Consider the following 16,812-nt stretch of genomic DNA (forward strand, 5'->3'; position numbering starts at 1 on the left):
TGTGATGGAGTTCATGAAACCTGACGAAGGCCGCGGCAAGTCGAACTTGCCGCGGCCTTCGGCTGTCCTAGGCAGGGAGAAGGGCGCACCGCGCCGTGCTAGGAGACAATAATCATGAACAAGTCGATGTTGGTAGGTGCCGTACTGGGTGCTGTGGGTGTGACGGCGGGTGGGGCGGTTGCCACTTACAGCCTTGTCGATCGTGGCCCGTCTTACGCAGAGGTGCTGGCGGTCACGCCAGTCAAGGAAACCATCAAGACCCCGCGCGAAGTGTGCAAGGACGTTACCGTGACGCGCCAGCGTCCGGTGCAGGATCAGCACCAGATCGCCGGTACGGCGATCGGCGCTATTGCCGGTGGTCTGCTGGGTAACCAGATCGGCGGTGGTAACGGCAAGAAGATCGCCACTGTTGCCGGTGCCATTGGTGGTGGTTATGCCGGCAACAAGGTTCAGGAAGGCATGCAGGCCCGTGACACCTATACCACTACGGAAACCCGCTGCAACACGGTCACCGACACCAGCGAGAAAGTGGTCGGCTATGACGTGAAGTATCAATTGGGTGAGAAGGTCGGCAACGTGCGCATGGATCGCGATCCCGGCAGCCAGATTCCAGTCAACAAGCAGGGCGAGTTGGTGCTGGTGCAGCAGGCGCAATAAATTCAGTGCAATAAAAAACGCCCCTCGGGGCGTTTTTTATTGGCGTTGCATCGGGCTCGGGCCGCGTCAGCGCTTCATCGAGGGCGCCAGGTGCGGTTGGATCGCGGTCAGCACGGCCTTGAAGCACTTGGTGTTGCCGGCGACGATCTGGCCTTTCTCGAGGAATTCGTGGCCGCCAGTGAAATCGCTCACCAGGCCGCCGGCTTCCTGGATCAGCAGGGCGCCTGCAGCCATGTCCCACTCGGATAGGCCGAATTCCCAGAACGCATCGAAGCGGCCAGCGGCGACGTAAGCCAGATCCAGGCTGGCGGCACCGGCGCGGCGTATGCCGGCGGTCTGCCCGGTCAGGCTGCGGAACATGCCCAGGTAGTTCTCCAGGTGGTCGAGCTGGCCGTCACGGAAGGGGAAGCCGGTGCCCAGCAGGGCGCCATCGAGGCTCTTGCGGCTGCTCACGCGCAGGCGGCGGCCATTGAGGGCGGCGCCACGGCCGCGGCTGGCGGTGAATTCTTCCTGGCGCACCGGGTCGAGGACGATGGCGTGCTCGAGGCGCCCGCGATATTTGCAGGCGATGCTGATGGCGAAGTGCGGTACGCCGCGGACGAAGTTGGTGGTGCCGTCGAGTGGGTCGATGATCCACTGATAGTCAGCGCCTTCGCCACTGCCTTCCAGCACGCCGCCTTCCTCGCCCAGGAAGCTGTGGGTCGGGTAGGCCTTGCGGATGGCCTGGACGATCATCAGCTCGGCGGCCTTGTCGACTTCGGTGACGTAGTCCTTGGCATCCTTCTCGTCGACCGAGATGACATCCAGGCGCTCGATGGAGCGAAAGATCATTTCACCGGCGCTGCGGGCGGCGCGCAGGGCGATATTCAGCATGGGCTGCATGGGAGGTTCACCTGGGGCGTTAAAGAAAGCCGGCCATGTTAGCAGAAAAGCGTGGCCGATGAAGCGTCGCCTGCACGCCGATCGTCATGTCGCAGGCCTGCCCGAGGCGGCGCTGCATGGTAATGGTTGTGTGGCTTCGGTAAGATCGTTGGCCCTTTTGCTTGCGTGGATGGTTTGGCCTTGCTGGAAAGAATTCGTGTTGTGCTGGTCGGCACCAGTCATCCGGGTAACATCGGCGGTGCGGCGCGGGCAATGAAGAACATGGGCCTTTCGCGGCTGGTGCTGGTGGCGCCGGAAGATTTTCCCAGCAGCGACGCCGTGGCGCGTGCCTCGGGTGCCACCGATATCCTCGATGCCGCACAGGTGGTCGACACGCTGGAGGAGGCCCTGGTGGGCTGCACCTTGGTAGTCGGTACCAGTGCGCGGGATCGGCGTATTCCCTGGCCCATGCTTGATCCGCGCGAGTGCGGCGTGACCAGTTGCGAGCAGGTCGCTGGCGGTGGCGAAGTGGCGTTGGTGTTCGGTCGTGAATATGCCGGCCTGACCAATGAAGAGCTGCAGCGATGTCAGTATCACGTGCACATTCCATCGAATCCTGAGTTCAGTTCGCTCAATCTGGCGGCAGCGGTGCAGGTGTTGAGCTACGAAGTGCGCATGGCCTGGCTGGCGGCCGAGCAGTTGCCGACCAAGGTGGCCAAGCTGGAAACCACGGCCATGCTCAATACCCAGTTGGCCACAGCCGATGAGCTGGAGTCCTTCTATGGGCACCTGGAGCGCACGCTGGTGGCCATCGGTTTTCTCGATCCGGAGAAGCCGCGGCACCTGATGAGCCGCCTGCGTCGCCTGTACGGGCGCAGCGATGTGAGCAAGCTGGAAATGAACATTCTGCGCGGCATCCTGACCGAAACCGAGAAGGCGGCGCGCGGGGAGCATCACAAGCGGGGAAATACAGATGTTTGAGCGCATGCGGGAAGATATTCAGAGCGTATTCCATCGGGATCCGGCGGCGCGTAATGCCTTTGAGGTGGTCACCTGCTATCCCGGCCTGCACGCCGTATGGCTGCATCGCCTTGCTCACGCCCTGTGGACGTCGGGCTGGAAGTGGCTGGCGCGTGTGGTGTCCAACTTCGGCCGCTGGATGACCGGTATCGAGATCCATCCGGGGGCGAAAATCGGGCGGCGTTTCTTCATCGACCATGGCATGGGTATCGTCATTGGCGAGACCGCCGAGATCGGTAATGACGTGACCCTCTATCAGGGCGTGACCCTGGGCGGCACCAGTTGGAACAAGGGCAAGCGCCATCCCACTTTGGAAGATGGCGTGGTGGTCGGTGCCGGGGCCAAGGTGCTCGGCCCGTTCACCGTCGGTGCCGGGGCCAAGATCGGTTCCAACGCCGTGGTGACCAAGGCAGTGCCGGCTGGCGCCACGGCAGTCGGCATTCCCGGCAAGATCATCGTCAAGTCCGATGACGAGCAGGAAGCCAAGCGTCAGGCCATGGCCGAGAAGATCGGTTTCGATGCCTATGGCGTCGGTCAGGACATGCCCGATCCAGTGGCGCGCGCCATTGGCCAGCTACTCGATCACCTGCATGCCGTCGATGGTCGCCTGGAAGGCATGTGCAAGGCCTTGACCGCACTGGGTAGCGATTACTGCGCCAAGGATCTGCCGGTGCTGCGCGACGAGGATTTCGCTGGCGTGTGCAAGGATCAGCAGCAGGCGGACGACAAGCCGGCGGCCTGATGCGTGTAGGGGTGGCCTCTGCTATCATGCCGCCCCTTCTCCCCGGTTCTCCCGGTCAAACCCGAGTAAATTGATAGGTCTTATAGTTGACTTAAATACTCGGAAAAGCGCATACTCGCCCCCATTCAAATGAATCGTGGTAGAGAGCCATGCGACTGACCACCAAAGGCCGTTACGCCGTTACCGCCATGCTCGACCTGGCGCTGCACGCGCAACATGGGCCTGTCTCTCTCGCTGATATTTCCGAGCGTCAAGGTATCTCCCTGTCCTACCTGGAGCAGTTGTTCGCCAGGTTGCGCCGCAGCAGTCTGGTTTCCAGCGTGCGTGGCCCGGGTGGTGGTTACCAGTTGTCGCGCGAGATGCGCAGCATCCAGGTGGCGCAGGTGATCGATGCGGTCAACGAGTCGGTCGATGCCACGCGCTGCCAGGGGCAGGGCGATTGCCATTCCGGTGACACCTGCCTGACCCACCACCTGTGGTGTGACCTCAGCCAGCAGATTCATGAGTTCCTCAGCGGCATCAGCCTGGCCGATCTGGTCGCGCGCCATGAGGTGCAGGAAGTCGCGTTGCGCCAGGATCAGCGTCGCTGCACTGGCAGAGCCCCGCGTCTGGATCTGGATAAGATTGAAGCGTCCGCCATCGAGTGAGCAGGGCGTTGCCTGATAGGAGAAACCCAATGAAATTACCGATCTATCTCGATTATTCCGCTACCACGCCGGTCGACCCGCGCGTGGCGCAGAAGATGAGCGAGTGCCTGTTGGTCGACGGTAACTTCGGCAACCCGGCTTCGCGCTCCCACGTCTTCGGCTGGAAGGCCGAGGAGGCGGTGGAAAACGCCCGTCGTCAGGTCGCCGAGCTGGTCAATGCCGACCCGCGCGAAATCGTCTGGACCAGCGGTGCCACCGAGTCCGACAACCTCGCCATCAAGGGTGTCGCGCACTTCTACGCCAGCAAGGGCAAGCACATCATCACCTCGAAGATCGAGCACAAGGCGGTGCTGGACACCACCCGTCAGCTCGAGCGTGAAGGCTTCGAGGTCACCTATCTGGAGCCGGGCGAAGATGGTCTGATCACTCCGGCGATGGTTGAAGCAGCGCTGCGCGAGGACACCGTGCTGGTGTCGCTGATGCACGTCAACAACGAAATCGGCACCATCAACGACATCACCGCCATCGGCGAGCTGACCCGCTCTCGTGGTGTGCTGCTGCACGTCGATGCCGCGCAGTCCACCGGCAAAGTGGAGATCGATCTGGAAAAGATGAAGGTCGATCTGATGTCCTTCTCCGCACACAAGACCTACGGCCCGAAAGGCGTCGGCGCGCTGTACGTGCGCCGCAAGCCGCGCGTGCGTCTGGAAGCGCAGACCCACGGTGGTGGTCACGAGCGTGGCATGCGCTCGGGCACCCTGGCCACGCACCAGTGCGTCGGAATGGGCGAGGCCTTCCGTATCGCCAAGGAAGAGATGGCGGCGGAAAATCAGCGCATCACCGCACTGCGTGACCGTTTCTACCGTCAGCTCGAAGACATGGAAGAACTCTATGTCAACGGCAGCCTGACCGCGCGCGTACCGCACAACCTGAACCTGAGCTTCAACTACGTCGAGGGTGAGTCGCTGATCATGGCGCTCAAGGATCTCGCCGTGTCCTCCGGTTCGGCCTGCACCTCGGCTTCCCTGGAGCCCTCCTACGTGCTGCGCGCCCTGGGCCGTAACGATGAGCTGGCGCACAGCTCGATCCGCTTCACCTTCGGTCGCTTCACCAGCGAAGAAGAAGTCGACTACGCCGCTGCCAAGGTGCGCGAAGCCGTGGACAAGCTGCGTGAGTTGTCGCCCCTGTGGGATATGTTCAAAGAAGGTGTCGACCTTTCCTCCGTGGAATGGGCAGCACACTGACAAGCTGCCGAGGCGGATCGCTCGATGGGCGGCCCGCCTGAAGAGCGGCACCTGATGAGAGAGGAAGTACGACATGGCATACAGTGACAAGGTCATCGACCACTACGAAAACCCGCGCAACGTCGGCAAGCTCAATGCCGAGGATCCCGATGTCGGTACCGGCATGGTCGGTGCGCCGGCCTGCGGCGACGTGATGCGCCTGCAGATCAAGGTCAGCGAGAGCGGCGTGATCGAAGACGCCAAGTTCAAGACCTACGGCTGCGGTTCGGCCATCGCCTCCAGCTCCCTCGCCACCGAGTGGATGAAAGGCAAGACCCTGGACGAGGCCGAGAGCATCAAGAACACCCAGCTCGCCGAAGAACTGGCGCTGCCGCCGGTGAAGATCCACTGCTCGGTGCTCGCCGAGGACGCCATCAAGGCGGCCGTGCGCGACTACAAGCAGAAGAAAGGTTTGCTCTGACACGAGGTACGCAATGGCCATCACCATGACTGAAGCTGCCGCTCGCCATGTGCAGCGCTCCCTCGAGGGGCGTGGCAAGGGTGAGGGCATTCGCCTCGGTGTTCGCACCACCGGTTGTTCCGGCCTGGCCTACGTGCTGGAGTTCGTCGACGAACTGGCGGCCGAGGATCAGGTGTTCGAGAACCATGGCGTCAAGGTGATCATCGATCCCAAGAGTCTGGTTTACCTCGACGGCACCGAGCTGGATTTCGTCAAGGAAGGGTTGAACGAAGGTTTCAAGTTCAACAACCCCAACGTGCGTGGCGAATGCGGCTGCGGCGAAAGCTTCAACGTCTGAGGTCGCTGTGGGTAAGCCCTGTCATTTCGCACTGTTCGACCTGCAGCCGACCTTCCGTATCGATCTCGATCAACTGGGCGCTCGTTATCGCGAGTTGGCGCGCCAGGTGCACCCGGATCGTTTCGCCGACGCCGAAGAACGCGAGCAGCGCCTGGCGCTGGAACGCTCGGCCAGCCTCAACGAGGCCTATCAGGTGCTCAAGAGCCCATCGCAGCGTGCCCGCTACCTGCTGACCCTGCGCGGTGGCGAAGTGCCGCTTGAGGTCACGGTGCAGGATCCGGACTTCCTCTTGCAGCAGATGCAGTGGCGCGAAGAGCTGGAAGAGCTGCAGGACGAAGCCGATCTCGATGGCGTTGCGCCCTTCAAGCGCCGACTCAAGAGTGCCCAGGAACAACTGGCCGAGCGTTTCGCCGCCTGCTGGGACGACGATACCCAGCGCGAGGAAGCCGAGCGCCTGATGCGCCGCATGCAGTTCCTCGACAAGCTGTCTCATGAAGTGCGCCAGCTGGAAGAGCGCCTCGACGATTAACCTGTAGGTTGCCTCGGCAGCCTGCCTGATGATTTCACAACGACCATGGCCTTATTGCAGATCGCTGAGCCAGGACAGAGCCCGCAACCCCATCAGCGTCGGCTGGCGGTGGGCATCGACCTGGGTACCACCAATTCTCTGGTCGCTGCCGTGCGCAGTGGTCTGGCCGAGCCCCTGGCCGATGCCGCAGGTGCGGTCATCCTGCCTTCGGCCGTGCGCTACCTCGACGGCGCCATCGAAGTGGGCGAAGCGGCCAAGTCCGCCGCCGCGCAGGATCCCTTCAATACCGTGGTGTCGGTCAAGCGCCTGATGGGGCGTGGCCTGGCCGATGTCCATCAGTTGGGCGAGCAGTTGCCCTACCGCTTCAGTGCTGGCGAATCGCACATGCCCTTCATCGAGACGGTGCAGGGGGCGAAGAGCCCGGTAGAAATTTCCGCCGAAATCCTCAAGACACTGCGCCTGCGCGCCGAACAGGCCCTGGGTGGTGAGCTGGTGGGGGCGGTGATCACCGTGCCGGCGTACTTCGACGATGCCCAGCGGCAGGCCACCAAGGATGCCGCGCGTCTGGCCGGCCTCAATGTGCTGCGCCTGCTCAACGAACCGACGGCTGCGGCCGTGGCCTACGGCCTGGATCAGAAGGCCGAAGGCGTGGTGGCCATCTATGACCTGGGCGGCGGCACCTTCGACATCTCCATCCTGCGCCTCAGTGGCGGGGTGTTCGAGGTGCTCGCCACGGGTGGCGACAGCGCGCTGGGTGGTGACGATTTCGACCACGCCGTGGCGGACTGGATCATCCAGGAGGCCGGGCTGTCCCATGACCTCGACCCGGCTGCTCAGCGCAGGCTGCTGCAGGCCGCCTGTGCGGCAAAGGAAGCGCTGACCGAGCAGGCGCAGGTCGAGGTGAGCTACGGTGACTGGCACGGTAGCCTGTCGCGCGAGCATTTCGAGAGCCTGATCGAGCCGATGCTGGCGCGCAGCCTCAAGGCCTGCCGGCGTGCGGTGCGGGATTCGTCCGTCGAGCTGGAAGAGGTCAGCGCCGTGGTCATGGTGGGTGGTTCCACTCGCGTGCCGCGCGTGCGTCAGGCGGTGGGTGAGCTGTTCGGTCGCGAGCCGCTGACCAATATCGACCCGGATCAGGTGGTGGCCATCGGCGCCGCGATTCAGGCCGATACCCTGGCGGGCAACAAGCGTGGCGACGGTGAGGAACTGTTGCTGCTCGACGTCATCCCGCTGTCGCTCGGCCTGGAAACCATGGGCGGGCTGATGGAGAAGGTGATTCCGCGCAACACCACCATCCCTGTGGCTCGCGCGCAGGACTTCACCACCTACAAGGACGGCCAGACGGCCATGATGATTCACGTCCTGCAGGGTGAGCGCGAGCTGATCAGCGGCTGTCGTTCCCTGGCGCGCTTCGAGTTGCGTGGCATTCCGCCGATGGTGGCGGGGGCGGCGAAGATTCGCGTGACCTTCCAGGTCGATGCCGACGGTTTGCTCAGCGTCGCTGCCCGTGAGCTGGCCTCCGGCGTCGAGGCGAGCATTCAGGTCAAGCCGTCCTATGGCCTGACCGATGGCGAGATCGCGCGCATGTTGCAGGATTCCTTCCAGCATGCCGGTGGCGACAAGGCCGCCCGCGCCCTGCGTGAACAGCAGGTGGATGCCGAGCGCTTGCTCGAAGCCGTACAGACCGCCTTGGATGCCGATGGTGAGCGCTTGCTCGAGGCCGAGGAGCGGCTGGCCATCGAGGCGCAGATGGAGGCTTTGCGTGAGCAGGTGGCCGGCAGCGACGTGCAGGCCATCGAGCAGCAGGCCAAGCGCCTGAGTCAGATTACCGATGCCTTCGCGGCGCGCCGGATGAACGCTACCGTCAAGGCGGCCCTGGCCGGCCGCAGCCTTAACGAGATCGAGGAATAAATAGCCCATGCCACAGGTGATCTTTCTGCCGCACGAGCGTTTCTGCCCGGATGGCCTGGTAGTCGAGGCCGAACCCGGTATCTCCATTCTCGAGCTGGCCCATGAACACCATATCGAGATGGAAAGTGCCTGCGGCGGCGTATGTGCCTGCACCACCTGCCATTGCATCGTGCGTGAGGGCTTCGATTCGCTGAACGAAGCCGACGAGTTGGAAGAAGACTACCTGGACAAGGCCTGGGGGCTGGAGGCGCACTCGCGCCTGGCCTGCCAGGCGATCGTCGGTGAGGAGGATCTCACCGTCGAGATTCCCAAGTATTCGCTCAACCATGCCGCCGAAGCGCCACACTGATCCCGGGGAGCGTCATCATGAGTCTGAAATGGAATGATGTGCTGGATATCGCCATCGAACTGAGCGAGCAGAAGCCGGACGTCGACCCGCGCTACGTGAACTTCGTCGACCTGCATCGCTGGGTCGTGAGCTTGCCGCAATTCTCCGATGATCCGCAGCGCGGCGGGGAGAAGGTGCTGGAGGCGATACAGGCCGCCTGGATCGAAGAGCAGGACTGACAAGGGGCGCTCATGGCGCATGCCCTACGCTTTTAACCGGAACCCGCGTATAATTCGCGGGTTTAATTTTTCGCTTTAACCCTAAAGTTTCTGGAGCTTCACATGGCTGTTCAACGTACTTTCTCCATCATCAAGCCTGACGCCGTTGCCAAGAACGTCATCGGGGAGATCACCACCCGTTTCGAGAAGGCCGGCCTGCGCGTCGTGGCATCGAAGATGGTGCAACTGTCCGAGCGTGAGGCTGCAGGCTTCTACGCCGAGCACAGCGAGCGTGGCTTCTTCAAGGATCTGGTCGCCTTCATGACTTCCGGCCCGGTCATCGTGCAGGTTCTGGAAGGCGAAGACGCCGTCCTGAAAAACCGTGAACTGATGGGTGCCACCAACCCGAAAGAAGCCGCTGCCGGCACCATTCGCGCCGATTTCGCTGTGTCCATCGACGAGAACGCCGTTCACGGTTCCGACTCCGAAGCGTCCGCCGCTCGCGAGATCGCTTACTTCTTCTCCGCTACCGAGCTGTGCGCACGCATTCGCTGATTGGCGAATGAAGCGAGGGTGAAGCCATGACCAATACCACCGGCAAGATCAACCTGCTGGGCCTGACCCAGCCGGAAATGGAACGCTTCTTCGAGTCCATCGGCGAGAAGCGCTTTCGTGCCGGCCAGGTGATGAAGTGGATTCACCACTTTGGCGTCGATGATTTCGCCGCCATGACCAATGTCGGCAAGGCCTTGCGCGAAAAGCTCGAGGCCTCTGCCGAGATTCGCGGCCCGGAAGTGGTCAGCGAGAATATTTCCGCCGATGGCACGCGCAAGTGGGTGGTGCGCGTGGCGTCGGGCAGTTGCGTGGAAACCGTATACATCCCGCAGAATGGCCGCGGCACCCTGTGCGTGTCGTCGCAGGCCGGCTGTGCCCTGGACTGCAGTTTCTGCTCCACCGGCAAGCAGGGTTTCAACAGCGACCTGACCAGCGCCGAGATCATCGGCCAGGTGTGGATCGCCAACAAATCCTTCGGCACCGTACCGGCGAAGATCGACCGTGCCATCACCAACGTGGTGATGATGGGCATGGGCGAGCCGCTGCTGAACTTCGACAACGTCGTTTCGGCCATGCAGATCATGATGGACGACCTTGGCTATGGCATCTCCAAGCGCAAGGTGACCCTGTCCACCTCCGGCGTGGTGCCGATGATCGACAAGCTGGCCGAAGTGATCGACGTGTCCCTGGCGCTGTCGCTGCACGCGCCCAACGACGAGCTGCGCAACCAGTTGGTGCCGATCAACAAGAAGTACCCGCTGGACATGCTGCTGGCGGCGTGCAAGCGCTATATCTCCAAACTCGGCGAGAAGCGCGTGCTGACCATCGAGTACACCCTGCTCAAGGGCGTCAACGATCAGCCCGAGCATGCTGAGCAGATGATCGCACTTCTGGCCGATATCCCTTGCAAGATCAATCTGATTCCGTTTAATCCATTCCCCTTCTCGGGTTACGAGCGGCCGAGCAATAACGCCATCCGCCGCTTCCAGGATCTGCTGCACAAGGCCGGGCACAATGTCACGGTGCGCACCACTCGTGGTGACGACATCGATGCCGCCTGTGGCCAACTGGTTGGCCAGGTCATGGATCGTACCCGCCGCAGTGAGCGCTACATCGCCGTGCGCCAGTTGGCCGGTGACGCAGCGCCTGCTGCCGCCAATCGAAGCTGAAGAGAGGATGCCGATGCCCTTGCGACCCAGTCTGCTGTTGCTGATTGCCGCCCTGCTCACCGGATGCGTGACCACCGGCGACGTGAACCCCCTGAAGACCGACAAGGGGCGCAAGGCAGCGGTGGATGCCTACGTGCAACTGGGTATCGCCTACATCCAGCAGGGGGATACCCAGCGCGCCAAGGTGCCGCTGAAGAATGCCCTGGATATCGACTCCTCCAATGCCGACGCGCATGCCGCGCTGGCCTTGGCCTTCCAGGTGGAAATGGAGCCCAAACTGGCCGATGAGCATTACCGCAAGGCCCTGTCGCAGCGCCCCGATGATGCGCGCCTGCTGAACAACTACGGCGGTTTCCTGTACGAGCAGGGACGCTACAAGGAAGCTCAGGAGACCTATCTCAAGGCGGCCGAGGACAACCTCTATCCCGAGCGTTCGCGCGTCTTCGAGAACCTCGGGCTGACCGCCCTGCAACTTGGCCAGCGCGAGCAGGCCAAGGAATACTTGCAGCGCTCCTTGCGTCTGAGCAGCCGCCAACCGCGCGCGCTGCTGGAGATGGCGCAATTGTCCTACGAGGATCGTGCCTACGTACCGGCCCGCAGTTACTACGACGCCTATAGCGAGTTGGCGCCGCAGAACGCCCGTAGCCTGCTGCTCGGCGCACGCCTGGCAGAAGTGTTCGAGGATCGTGATAAAGCTGCCAGCCTGGGCCTGCAGTTGAAACGCCTGTATCCGGCGTCTCAGGAATACCAGCAATATCTGTCGGGGAAACGATGAACACGGCGCATACCGAAATCAGCAAGCCAGTGGCCAGCAATCCTGGCGAGACCTTGCGTCAGGCACGGGAGGCCAAGGGCTGGAACGTTGCCGAAGTCGCCGCCCAGCTCAACCTGACTGCCCAGCGTCTGACGCAGATCGAAGCCGGTGACTTCGACAAGTTGCCGGGCACCACCTTCGCCCGTGGTTATATCCGTGCCTACGCCAAGCTGCTGGAGCTGGATCAGAACCGTCTGGTGCTGGAGTTCGACCAGTACACCGGCACCGATGCCACGGGCAGCGAAGTGCATGCCCTGGGGCGCATCGAGGAGCCCGTGCGCTATTCGCAGAGCATCCTGCGCCTGGTCAGCTTCCTGCTGCTGCTGGGCTTGATCGGCACCGGTTTCTTCTGGTGGCAGGAGCAGGGCAGTGATACCGCTCGGCGTCTGCTCGATCCGGGGATGGAGCATGTCGAGGTGGAGGGTGCCGATGGCTCCACGCAGATCCATTCCCTGGCCGAGCCTGAGGATCAGGCCGTGGCCGAGGCCATGGAGCAGCCTTCCATGCCGTTGTTGCTGCCGGAAGAAGCGGGTGCAGAGCCCGAACCGAACGTGCCCAACGATGAGTCAGGCGCCGCGGCCGAGGCCACTGCGCCTGCCAGTGACGGCGTCGCCAGCGCACCGGCTACGGCGCCGGCACAGAGCGTAGCGCCTGCGCCGCAGGCCGAGCCGAGCCCGAGCGTGGCTGCTGCGCCCGGCCAAGGCCAGTTGAAGATTCAGTTCAGCGCCGATTGCTGGACACAGGTGACCGATGCCGATGGCAAGATCCTGGTCAGCGCCCTCAAGCGCGGTGGCGACAGCCTGGACGTGACCGGCAAGGCACCACTGGAGCTGCGCCTGGGCTTTGCCCGTGGCGCCCAGGTGACTTTCAACGGCGAAACCGTCAACGTGACGCCGCACATGAGCGGCGAAACCGCGCGCCTGAAACTGGGGTTGTAAAGCATGCATTGCGAATCGCCGATCAAGCGCCGCCTGTCGCGCAAGATCTGGGTTGGCTCCGTGCCGGTAGGTGGTGATGCACCGATCGCGGTACAGAGCATGACCAACACCGACACCAACGATGTCGCCGCCACCGTGGCGCAGATTCGTCGCCTGGAAGATGCCGGCGCCGATATCGTGCGCGTTTCCGTGCCGGACATGGAGGCTGCCGAAGCCTTCGGCCTGATCAAGCAGCAGGTGCGCGTACCGCTGGTAGCCGACATCCACTTCGACTACCAGATCGCCTTGCGTGTGGCCGAGCTGGGCGTCGACTGCCTGCGCATCAACCCGGGCAACATCGGTCGTGAGGATCGCGTCAAGGCGGTGGTCGAGGCGGCGCGCGACAAGGGCATCCCGATCCGCATCGGGGTCAACGCCGGCTCCCTGGAAAAGGATCTGCAGAAGAAATACGGCGAGCCGACGCCAGAGGCACTGGTGGAATCCGCACTGCGGCACGTCGAGCACCTCGACCGCCTGAACTTTCCCGACTTCAAGGTCAGCGTGAAGGCCTCCGACGTGTTCATGGCCGTGGAGGCCTACCGTCTGCTGGCCAAGCAGATCGAGCAACCGCTGCACCTGGGCATCACCGAGGCCGGTGGCCTGCGCTCCGGTACCGTGAAATCCGCGGTCGGCCTGGGCATGCTGCTGGCCGAGGGGATTGGCGATACCATCCGCATCTCCCTGGCTGCCGACCCGGTGGAGGAGATCAAGGTCGGTTTCGACATTCTCAAGTCCCTGCGTCTGCGCTCGCGTGGCATCAACTTCATCGCCTGCCCGAGCTGCTCGCGGCAGAACTTCGACGTGGTCAAGACCATGAACGAGCTGGAGGCCCGCGTCGAGGATCTGCTGGTGCCGCTGGACGTGGCCGTGATCGGCTGTGTGGTCAACGGCCCCGGCGAAGCCAAGGAGGCGCATATCGGCCTCACGGGTGGTAGCCCGAACAACCTGGTCTACATCGATGGCAAACCGGCCTCGAAGCTGACCAACGAAAACCTGGTGGATGAGCTGGAAAAGCTCATCCGCGACAAGGCGGCCGAAAAGGTCGCCGCTGATGCGGCCGTGATCGTGCGCGGCTGATCGCTGCATGGCGAACGGCTGAAAGCGCCGTTCAAGTGCTGTACATGAGCATTCCAGGCTGTTCAACGACGGCCAGACAACGCCGGTGGTTCTTCAACGGCCTGCTAAGGATTCTTTGTGAGCAAGTCCCTACAAGCCATTCGTGGCATGAACGATATCCTGCCGGAGCAGACCCCTGCCTGGCGCTACCTGGAAAGCACCCTGGTCAGCCTGCTCGACGGCTATGGCTACAAGGAAATCCGTCTGCCCATCGTCGAATACACCGAGCTGTTCGCTCGAGGCATCGGCGAGGGCACCGACGTGGTCGACAAGGAGATGTACACCTTCCTCGATCGCAACGAAGAATCCCTGACCCTGCGCCCTGAAGGCACCGCCGGTTGCGTGCGGGCGGTACTCGAGCATGGCCTGGCCGGTGGCGGTCAGGTGCAGAAGCTGTGGTATGCCGGCCCCATGTTTCGTTACGAGAAACCGCAGAAAGGTCGTTATCGCCAGTTCCATCAGGTGGGTGTGGAAGCCTTCAACCTGCCGGGGCCGGATGTCGATGCCGAGTTGATCGTGCTCACCTGGCGCCTGTGGAAGCAGCTCGGTCTGGCCGAGGCGGTGACCCTGCAGCTCAATAGCCTGGGCTCCAGTGAGGCGCGCGCCGCCTATCGCGATGCCCTGGTCGCTTACCTGCAAGAGCGTTTCGATCAGCTCGACGAAGACAGTCAGCGCCGCCTGACCACCAACCCGCTGCGCATCCTCGACAGCAAGAACGAGGCGACCCAGGCCGTGCTGGTCGGTGCGCCGACCCTGGCCGATTACCTCGACGAGGAATCGCGCCTGCATTTCGAGGGCGTCAAGGCGCGCCTCGATGCCGTCGGCATCCGCTACGAGATCAACCACAAGCTGGTGCGTGGTCTGGATTACTACAACCGCACCGTGTTCGAGTGGGTGACCGACAAGCTCGGCGCCCAGGGCACGGTGTGCGCCGGTGGCCGCTACGACGGCCTGGTGACGCAATTGGGCGGCAAGGCCACGCCGGGCGTCGGCTTTGCCATGGGCATCGAGCGCCTGGTGCTGCTGCTGGAAACCCTGCAGTTGCTGCCGGCCGAGCTCAGCCGTGGTGCCGATGTCTATGTCTGCGCCTTCGGCGAGGCCGCCGAGCTGGCTGCGCTGACGCTGGCCGAGCGCCTGCGTGACGAAGTGCCGGGGCTGCGTCTGTTGCTCAACTCCGGTGGTGGCAGTTTCAAGAGCCAGTTCAAGAAGGCCGACAAGAGCGGTGCACGCTATGCGCTGATTCTGGGGGACGACGAACTGGCAGGCCGCGTGGTAGGTTGCAAACCGCTGCGCGACGACAGTGAACAACAAAGCGTTGCCTGGGATGCTCTGGCCGAGCATCTGGCTGCCTGCCTGCAGCAGGCCTGAGCAGGCTCTCGATTAGGAGTACGGGGTTAGACATGCAGACCGAAGACGAACAGATCGCGCAAATCAAGGACTGGTGGAACCGCAACGGCAAGCCCCTGCTCGCCGGTGGCGTGCTGGCGCTGGTGGCCGTGGTCGGCTGGCAGGGTTGGCACAAGTACCAGACCAGCCAGTCCCAGGGCGCCTCCGTGCTCTATCAACAACTGCTGGAAACGGCGCTGGATCCGTCCGGCAAGCCGGATGCGGCCAAGGTCGCCGATATCAGCAGCAAGCTGGAGAGCCAGTACGGCGGCACCCATTACGCCCAGTACGGCCGCCTGTTCGTGGCCAAGGTGGCGGTCGAGGCGGGCAAGCTGGACGATGCCGCGGTCGATCTGCAGGCCGTGGTCGACAAGCCGGCCGATGCTACCCTCGGCGAGCTGGCGCGTCAGCGCCTGGCCCGGGTGCTGGCGGCGCAAGGCAAGACCGATGCCGCGCTGAAGCTGCTCGATGCCAAGGTCGACGACGCCTTCCTCGCCAGCCGTGAAGAGCTCAAGGGTGACCTGCTGGTACAACTGGGGCGTAGCGATGATGCGTACGCCGCCTATCAGAAGGCCAAGGATGCCCTGGCCGACGATGCCGCCGTGGGCGGCCTGCAGATGAAGCTGGACGACCTGGCAAAAGGGGATGCGTGACGTGATGCGTTGGAAGAATGCCGCACTGCTGGCCCTGGCCCTTCTGGCCGTGGGTTGCAGCAGCAATAGCAAGAAGGAACTGCCGCCAGCCGAACTGACCAAGTTCGACGAAGAGGTCGAGCTGCACACCGAGTGGAGTCGCTCCGTTGGCGATGGCCAGGGCGAGACCTTCAACATGCTGGTGCCTGCCATCGATGGCGACGTGATCTACGCTGCCGATGTCGACGGCCTGGTCATGGCCATCGAGCGCACCAGCGGCGACGTGATCTGGCGCAAGAAGCTGGACATCCCGGTGTCCGGTGCCATTGGCGCGGGCTATGGCCAGGTGCTGCTGGGCACGCTCAAGGGCGAAGTGGTCGCCCTGGATGCCACCGACGGTGGAGAGCAGTGGCGCGCGCGGGTGACCAGCGAAGTGCTGGCACCACCGGCCAGCAATGGTGACATCGTCGTGGTGCAGACCCAGGACGACCGTCTGATCGCCTTCGATGCCGATACCGGCAACCAGCGCTGGATCGTCGAGAATACGCCAGCCGTGCTCACCCTGCGTGGCACTGGTGCGCCGCTGGTGACCAACCGCCTGGTGGTCGCCGGCCTGTCCAGCGGCAAGGTCATCGCCGTCGACGCCCAGCGCGGCCTGCCGGTGTGGGAACAGCGTGTGGCCATCCCGCAAGGGCGTTCCGAACTGGATCGCGTGGTCGATATCGACGGCGGCCTGCTGCTCTCCGGTGGCACCGTCTACGCGGTGAGCTATCAGGGCCGTGTGGCGGCGATGGATCTGGAATCCGGGCGCATCCTCTGGCAGCGCGAGGCGTCCAGCTCGGTGGGTGTGGCTCAGGGCTTCGGCAACGTCTATGTCAGTCTGGCCAGTGGCACCGTCGAGGCCATCGATGAGCGTAGCGCTTCGGCGCTGTGGAGCAACGACTCGCTGGCGCGCCGTCAACTGTCGGCACCAGCGGTGTTCTCCAGCTATGTCGCGGTGGGTGACTTCGAGGGTTATCTGCACCTGCTGAGCCAGGTCGACGGGCGTTTCGTCGGTCGTACCCGTATCGACAGCGATGGCCTGCGTGCCCAGCCGTTGGTGGTGGGTGACTGGATGTACGTCTACGGCAACAGCGGCAAGCTGGTCGGCCTCAAGATCAAATGACGCGCTATGCTGCCGGATAGCCTCCGGTAGCACGCAACATCCTG

The 16,812-nt window shown here is 63.2% G+C and carries 20 protein-coding genes; 19 read left to right on the forward strand and 1 reads right to left on the reverse strand.

What is annotated here, in order from left to right; translation table 11 throughout:
* Positions 1-114: 114 nt before the first annotated feature.
* Complete coding sequence (locus ACSVIK_RS09945) at positions 115-657, forward strand: glycine zipper 2TM domain-containing protein (RefSeq protein WP_268178773.1); 543 nt, start codon at positions 115-117, stop codon at positions 655-657.
* A gap of 66 nt (positions 658-723) precedes the next feature.
* Here ACSVIK_RS09945 and suhB read toward each other — a convergent pair whose 3' ends face one another.
* Entirely contained in the window at positions 724-1,539 is an 816-nt protein-coding gene (suhB, locus tag ACSVIK_RS09950; RefSeq protein WP_442444182.1) for a type III secretion system regulator SuhB, read from the reverse strand.
* Between the two features lie 180 nt (positions 1,540-1,719).
* Between suhB and trmJ the strand changes: the two genes are divergently transcribed.
* The 18 genes from trmJ to bamB all read left to right on the forward strand — a co-directional run bounded on the left by trmJ (position 1,720) and on the right by bamB (position 16,768).
* A complete protein-coding gene (gene trmJ, locus ACSVIK_RS09955) occupies positions 1,720-2,499 on the forward strand; it encodes a tRNA (cytosine(32)/uridine(32)-2'-O)-methyltransferase TrmJ (protein WP_442444183.1) in 780 nt (259 codons plus the stop codon).
* Entirely contained in the window at positions 2,492-3,280 is a 789-nt protein-coding gene (cysE, locus tag ACSVIK_RS09960; RefSeq protein WP_442444184.1) for a serine O-acetyltransferase, read from the forward strand. The genes trmJ and cysE overlap by 8 nt, the downstream gene beginning before the upstream one ends.
* A gap of 149 nt (positions 3,281-3,429) precedes the next feature.
* The gene (iscR, locus tag ACSVIK_RS09965; protein ID WP_268178769.1) at positions 3,430-3,927 is read left to right on the forward strand and encodes a Fe-S cluster assembly transcriptional regulator IscR; all 498 of its coding nucleotides are present in this window, start codon (positions 3,430-3,432) and stop codon (positions 3,925-3,927) included.
* 29 nt (positions 3,928-3,956) lie between these two features.
* Positions 3,957-5,171 carry an IscS subfamily cysteine desulfurase gene (locus ACSVIK_RS09970; RefSeq protein WP_442444185.1) on the forward strand — a complete coding sequence of 405 codons (1,215 nt, stop codon included), beginning with the start codon at positions 3,957-3,959 and terminating at the stop codon, positions 5,169-5,171.
* A 73-nt stretch (positions 5,172-5,244) separates the two neighbouring features.
* On the forward strand, positions 5,245-5,631 hold the full coding sequence (iscU, locus tag ACSVIK_RS09975; RefSeq protein WP_017362576.1) for a Fe-S cluster assembly scaffold IscU: 387 nt from the start codon (positions 5,245-5,247) through the stop codon (positions 5,629-5,631).
* A 13-nt stretch (positions 5,632-5,644) separates the two neighbouring features.
* Positions 5,645-5,968, forward strand: a complete 324-nt coding sequence (iscA, locus tag ACSVIK_RS09980; protein WP_268178766.1) for an iron-sulfur cluster assembly protein IscA — start codon at positions 5,645-5,647, stop codon at positions 5,966-5,968.
* A 7-nt stretch (positions 5,969-5,975) separates the two neighbouring features.
* Positions 5,976-6,497 carry a co-chaperone HscB gene (gene hscB, locus ACSVIK_RS09985; protein WP_442444186.1) on the forward strand — a complete coding sequence of 174 codons (522 nt, stop codon included), beginning with the start codon at positions 5,976-5,978 and terminating at the stop codon, positions 6,495-6,497.
* 45 nt (positions 6,498-6,542) lie between these two features.
* Positions 6,543-8,408, forward strand: coding sequence for a Fe-S protein assembly chaperone HscA (gene hscA, locus ACSVIK_RS09990; protein WP_442444187.1), 1,866 nt, complete (start codon positions 6,543-6,545; stop codon positions 8,406-8,408).
* Between the two features lie 7 nt (positions 8,409-8,415).
* Positions 8,416-8,757: an ISC system 2Fe-2S type ferredoxin gene (gene fdx, locus ACSVIK_RS09995; RefSeq protein ID WP_442444188.1), complete on the forward strand. Its 342-nt coding sequence runs from the start codon at positions 8,416-8,418 to the stop codon at positions 8,755-8,757.
* 17 nt (positions 8,758-8,774) lie between these two features.
* Positions 8,775-8,975, forward strand: coding sequence for a Fe-S cluster assembly protein IscX (gene iscX / locus ACSVIK_RS10000; RefSeq protein WP_442444189.1), 201 nt, complete (start codon positions 8,775-8,777; stop codon positions 8,973-8,975).
* Positions 8,976-9,077: 102 nt separating this feature from the next.
* Positions 9,078-9,509, forward strand: a complete 432-nt coding sequence (gene ndk / locus ACSVIK_RS10005) for a nucleoside-diphosphate kinase (protein WP_072426064.1) — start codon at positions 9,078-9,080, stop codon at positions 9,507-9,509.
* Between the two features lie 26 nt (positions 9,510-9,535).
* Positions 9,536-10,678 carry a 23S rRNA (adenine(2503)-C(2))-methyltransferase RlmN gene (gene rlmN / locus ACSVIK_RS10010; RefSeq protein ID WP_442444190.1) on the forward strand — a complete coding sequence of 381 codons (1,143 nt, stop codon included), beginning with the start codon at positions 9,536-9,538 and terminating at the stop codon, positions 10,676-10,678.
* A 13-nt stretch (positions 10,679-10,691) separates the two neighbouring features.
* Complete coding sequence (pilW, locus tag ACSVIK_RS10015) at positions 10,692-11,453, forward strand: type IV pilus biogenesis/stability protein PilW (RefSeq protein ID WP_442444191.1); 762 nt, start codon at positions 10,692-10,694, stop codon at positions 11,451-11,453.
* On the forward strand, positions 11,450-12,430 hold the full coding sequence (locus ACSVIK_RS10020) for a RodZ domain-containing protein (RefSeq protein WP_442444192.1): 981 nt from the start codon (positions 11,450-11,452) through the stop codon (positions 12,428-12,430). Before pilW ends, ACSVIK_RS10020 begins: the two co-directional genes overlap by 4 nt.
* 3 nt (positions 12,431-12,433) lie before the next feature.
* Positions 12,434-13,546 carry a flavodoxin-dependent (E)-4-hydroxy-3-methylbut-2-enyl-diphosphate synthase gene (ispG, locus tag ACSVIK_RS10025; protein WP_268178758.1) on the forward strand — a complete coding sequence of 371 codons (1,113 nt, stop codon included), beginning with the start codon at positions 12,434-12,436 and terminating at the stop codon, positions 13,544-13,546.
* 117 nt (positions 13,547-13,663) lie between these two features.
* Complete coding sequence (hisS, locus tag ACSVIK_RS10030; RefSeq protein WP_442444193.1) at positions 13,664-14,953, forward strand: histidine--tRNA ligase; 1,290 nt, start codon at positions 13,664-13,666, stop codon at positions 14,951-14,953.
* A 32-nt stretch (positions 14,954-14,985) separates the two neighbouring features.
* The gene (locus ACSVIK_RS10035) at positions 14,986-15,624 is read left to right on the forward strand and encodes a YfgM family protein (RefSeq protein WP_442444194.1); all 639 of its coding nucleotides are present in this window, start codon (positions 14,986-14,988) and stop codon (positions 15,622-15,624) included.
* Complete coding sequence (bamB, locus tag ACSVIK_RS10040) at positions 15,617-16,768, forward strand: outer membrane protein assembly factor BamB (RefSeq protein WP_442444195.1); 1,152 nt, start codon at positions 15,617-15,619, stop codon at positions 16,766-16,768. The genes ACSVIK_RS10035 and bamB overlap by 8 nt, the downstream gene beginning before the upstream one ends.
* The last annotated feature ends 44 nt before the right edge of the window (positions 16,769-16,812 follow it).

The sequence above is a fragment of the Pseudomonas sp. NCHU5216 genome (assembly GCF_052156495.1).
In the GTDB taxonomy this organism is placed as follows: Bacteria; Pseudomonadota; Gammaproteobacteria; order Pseudomonadales; family Pseudomonadaceae; genus Aquipseudomonas.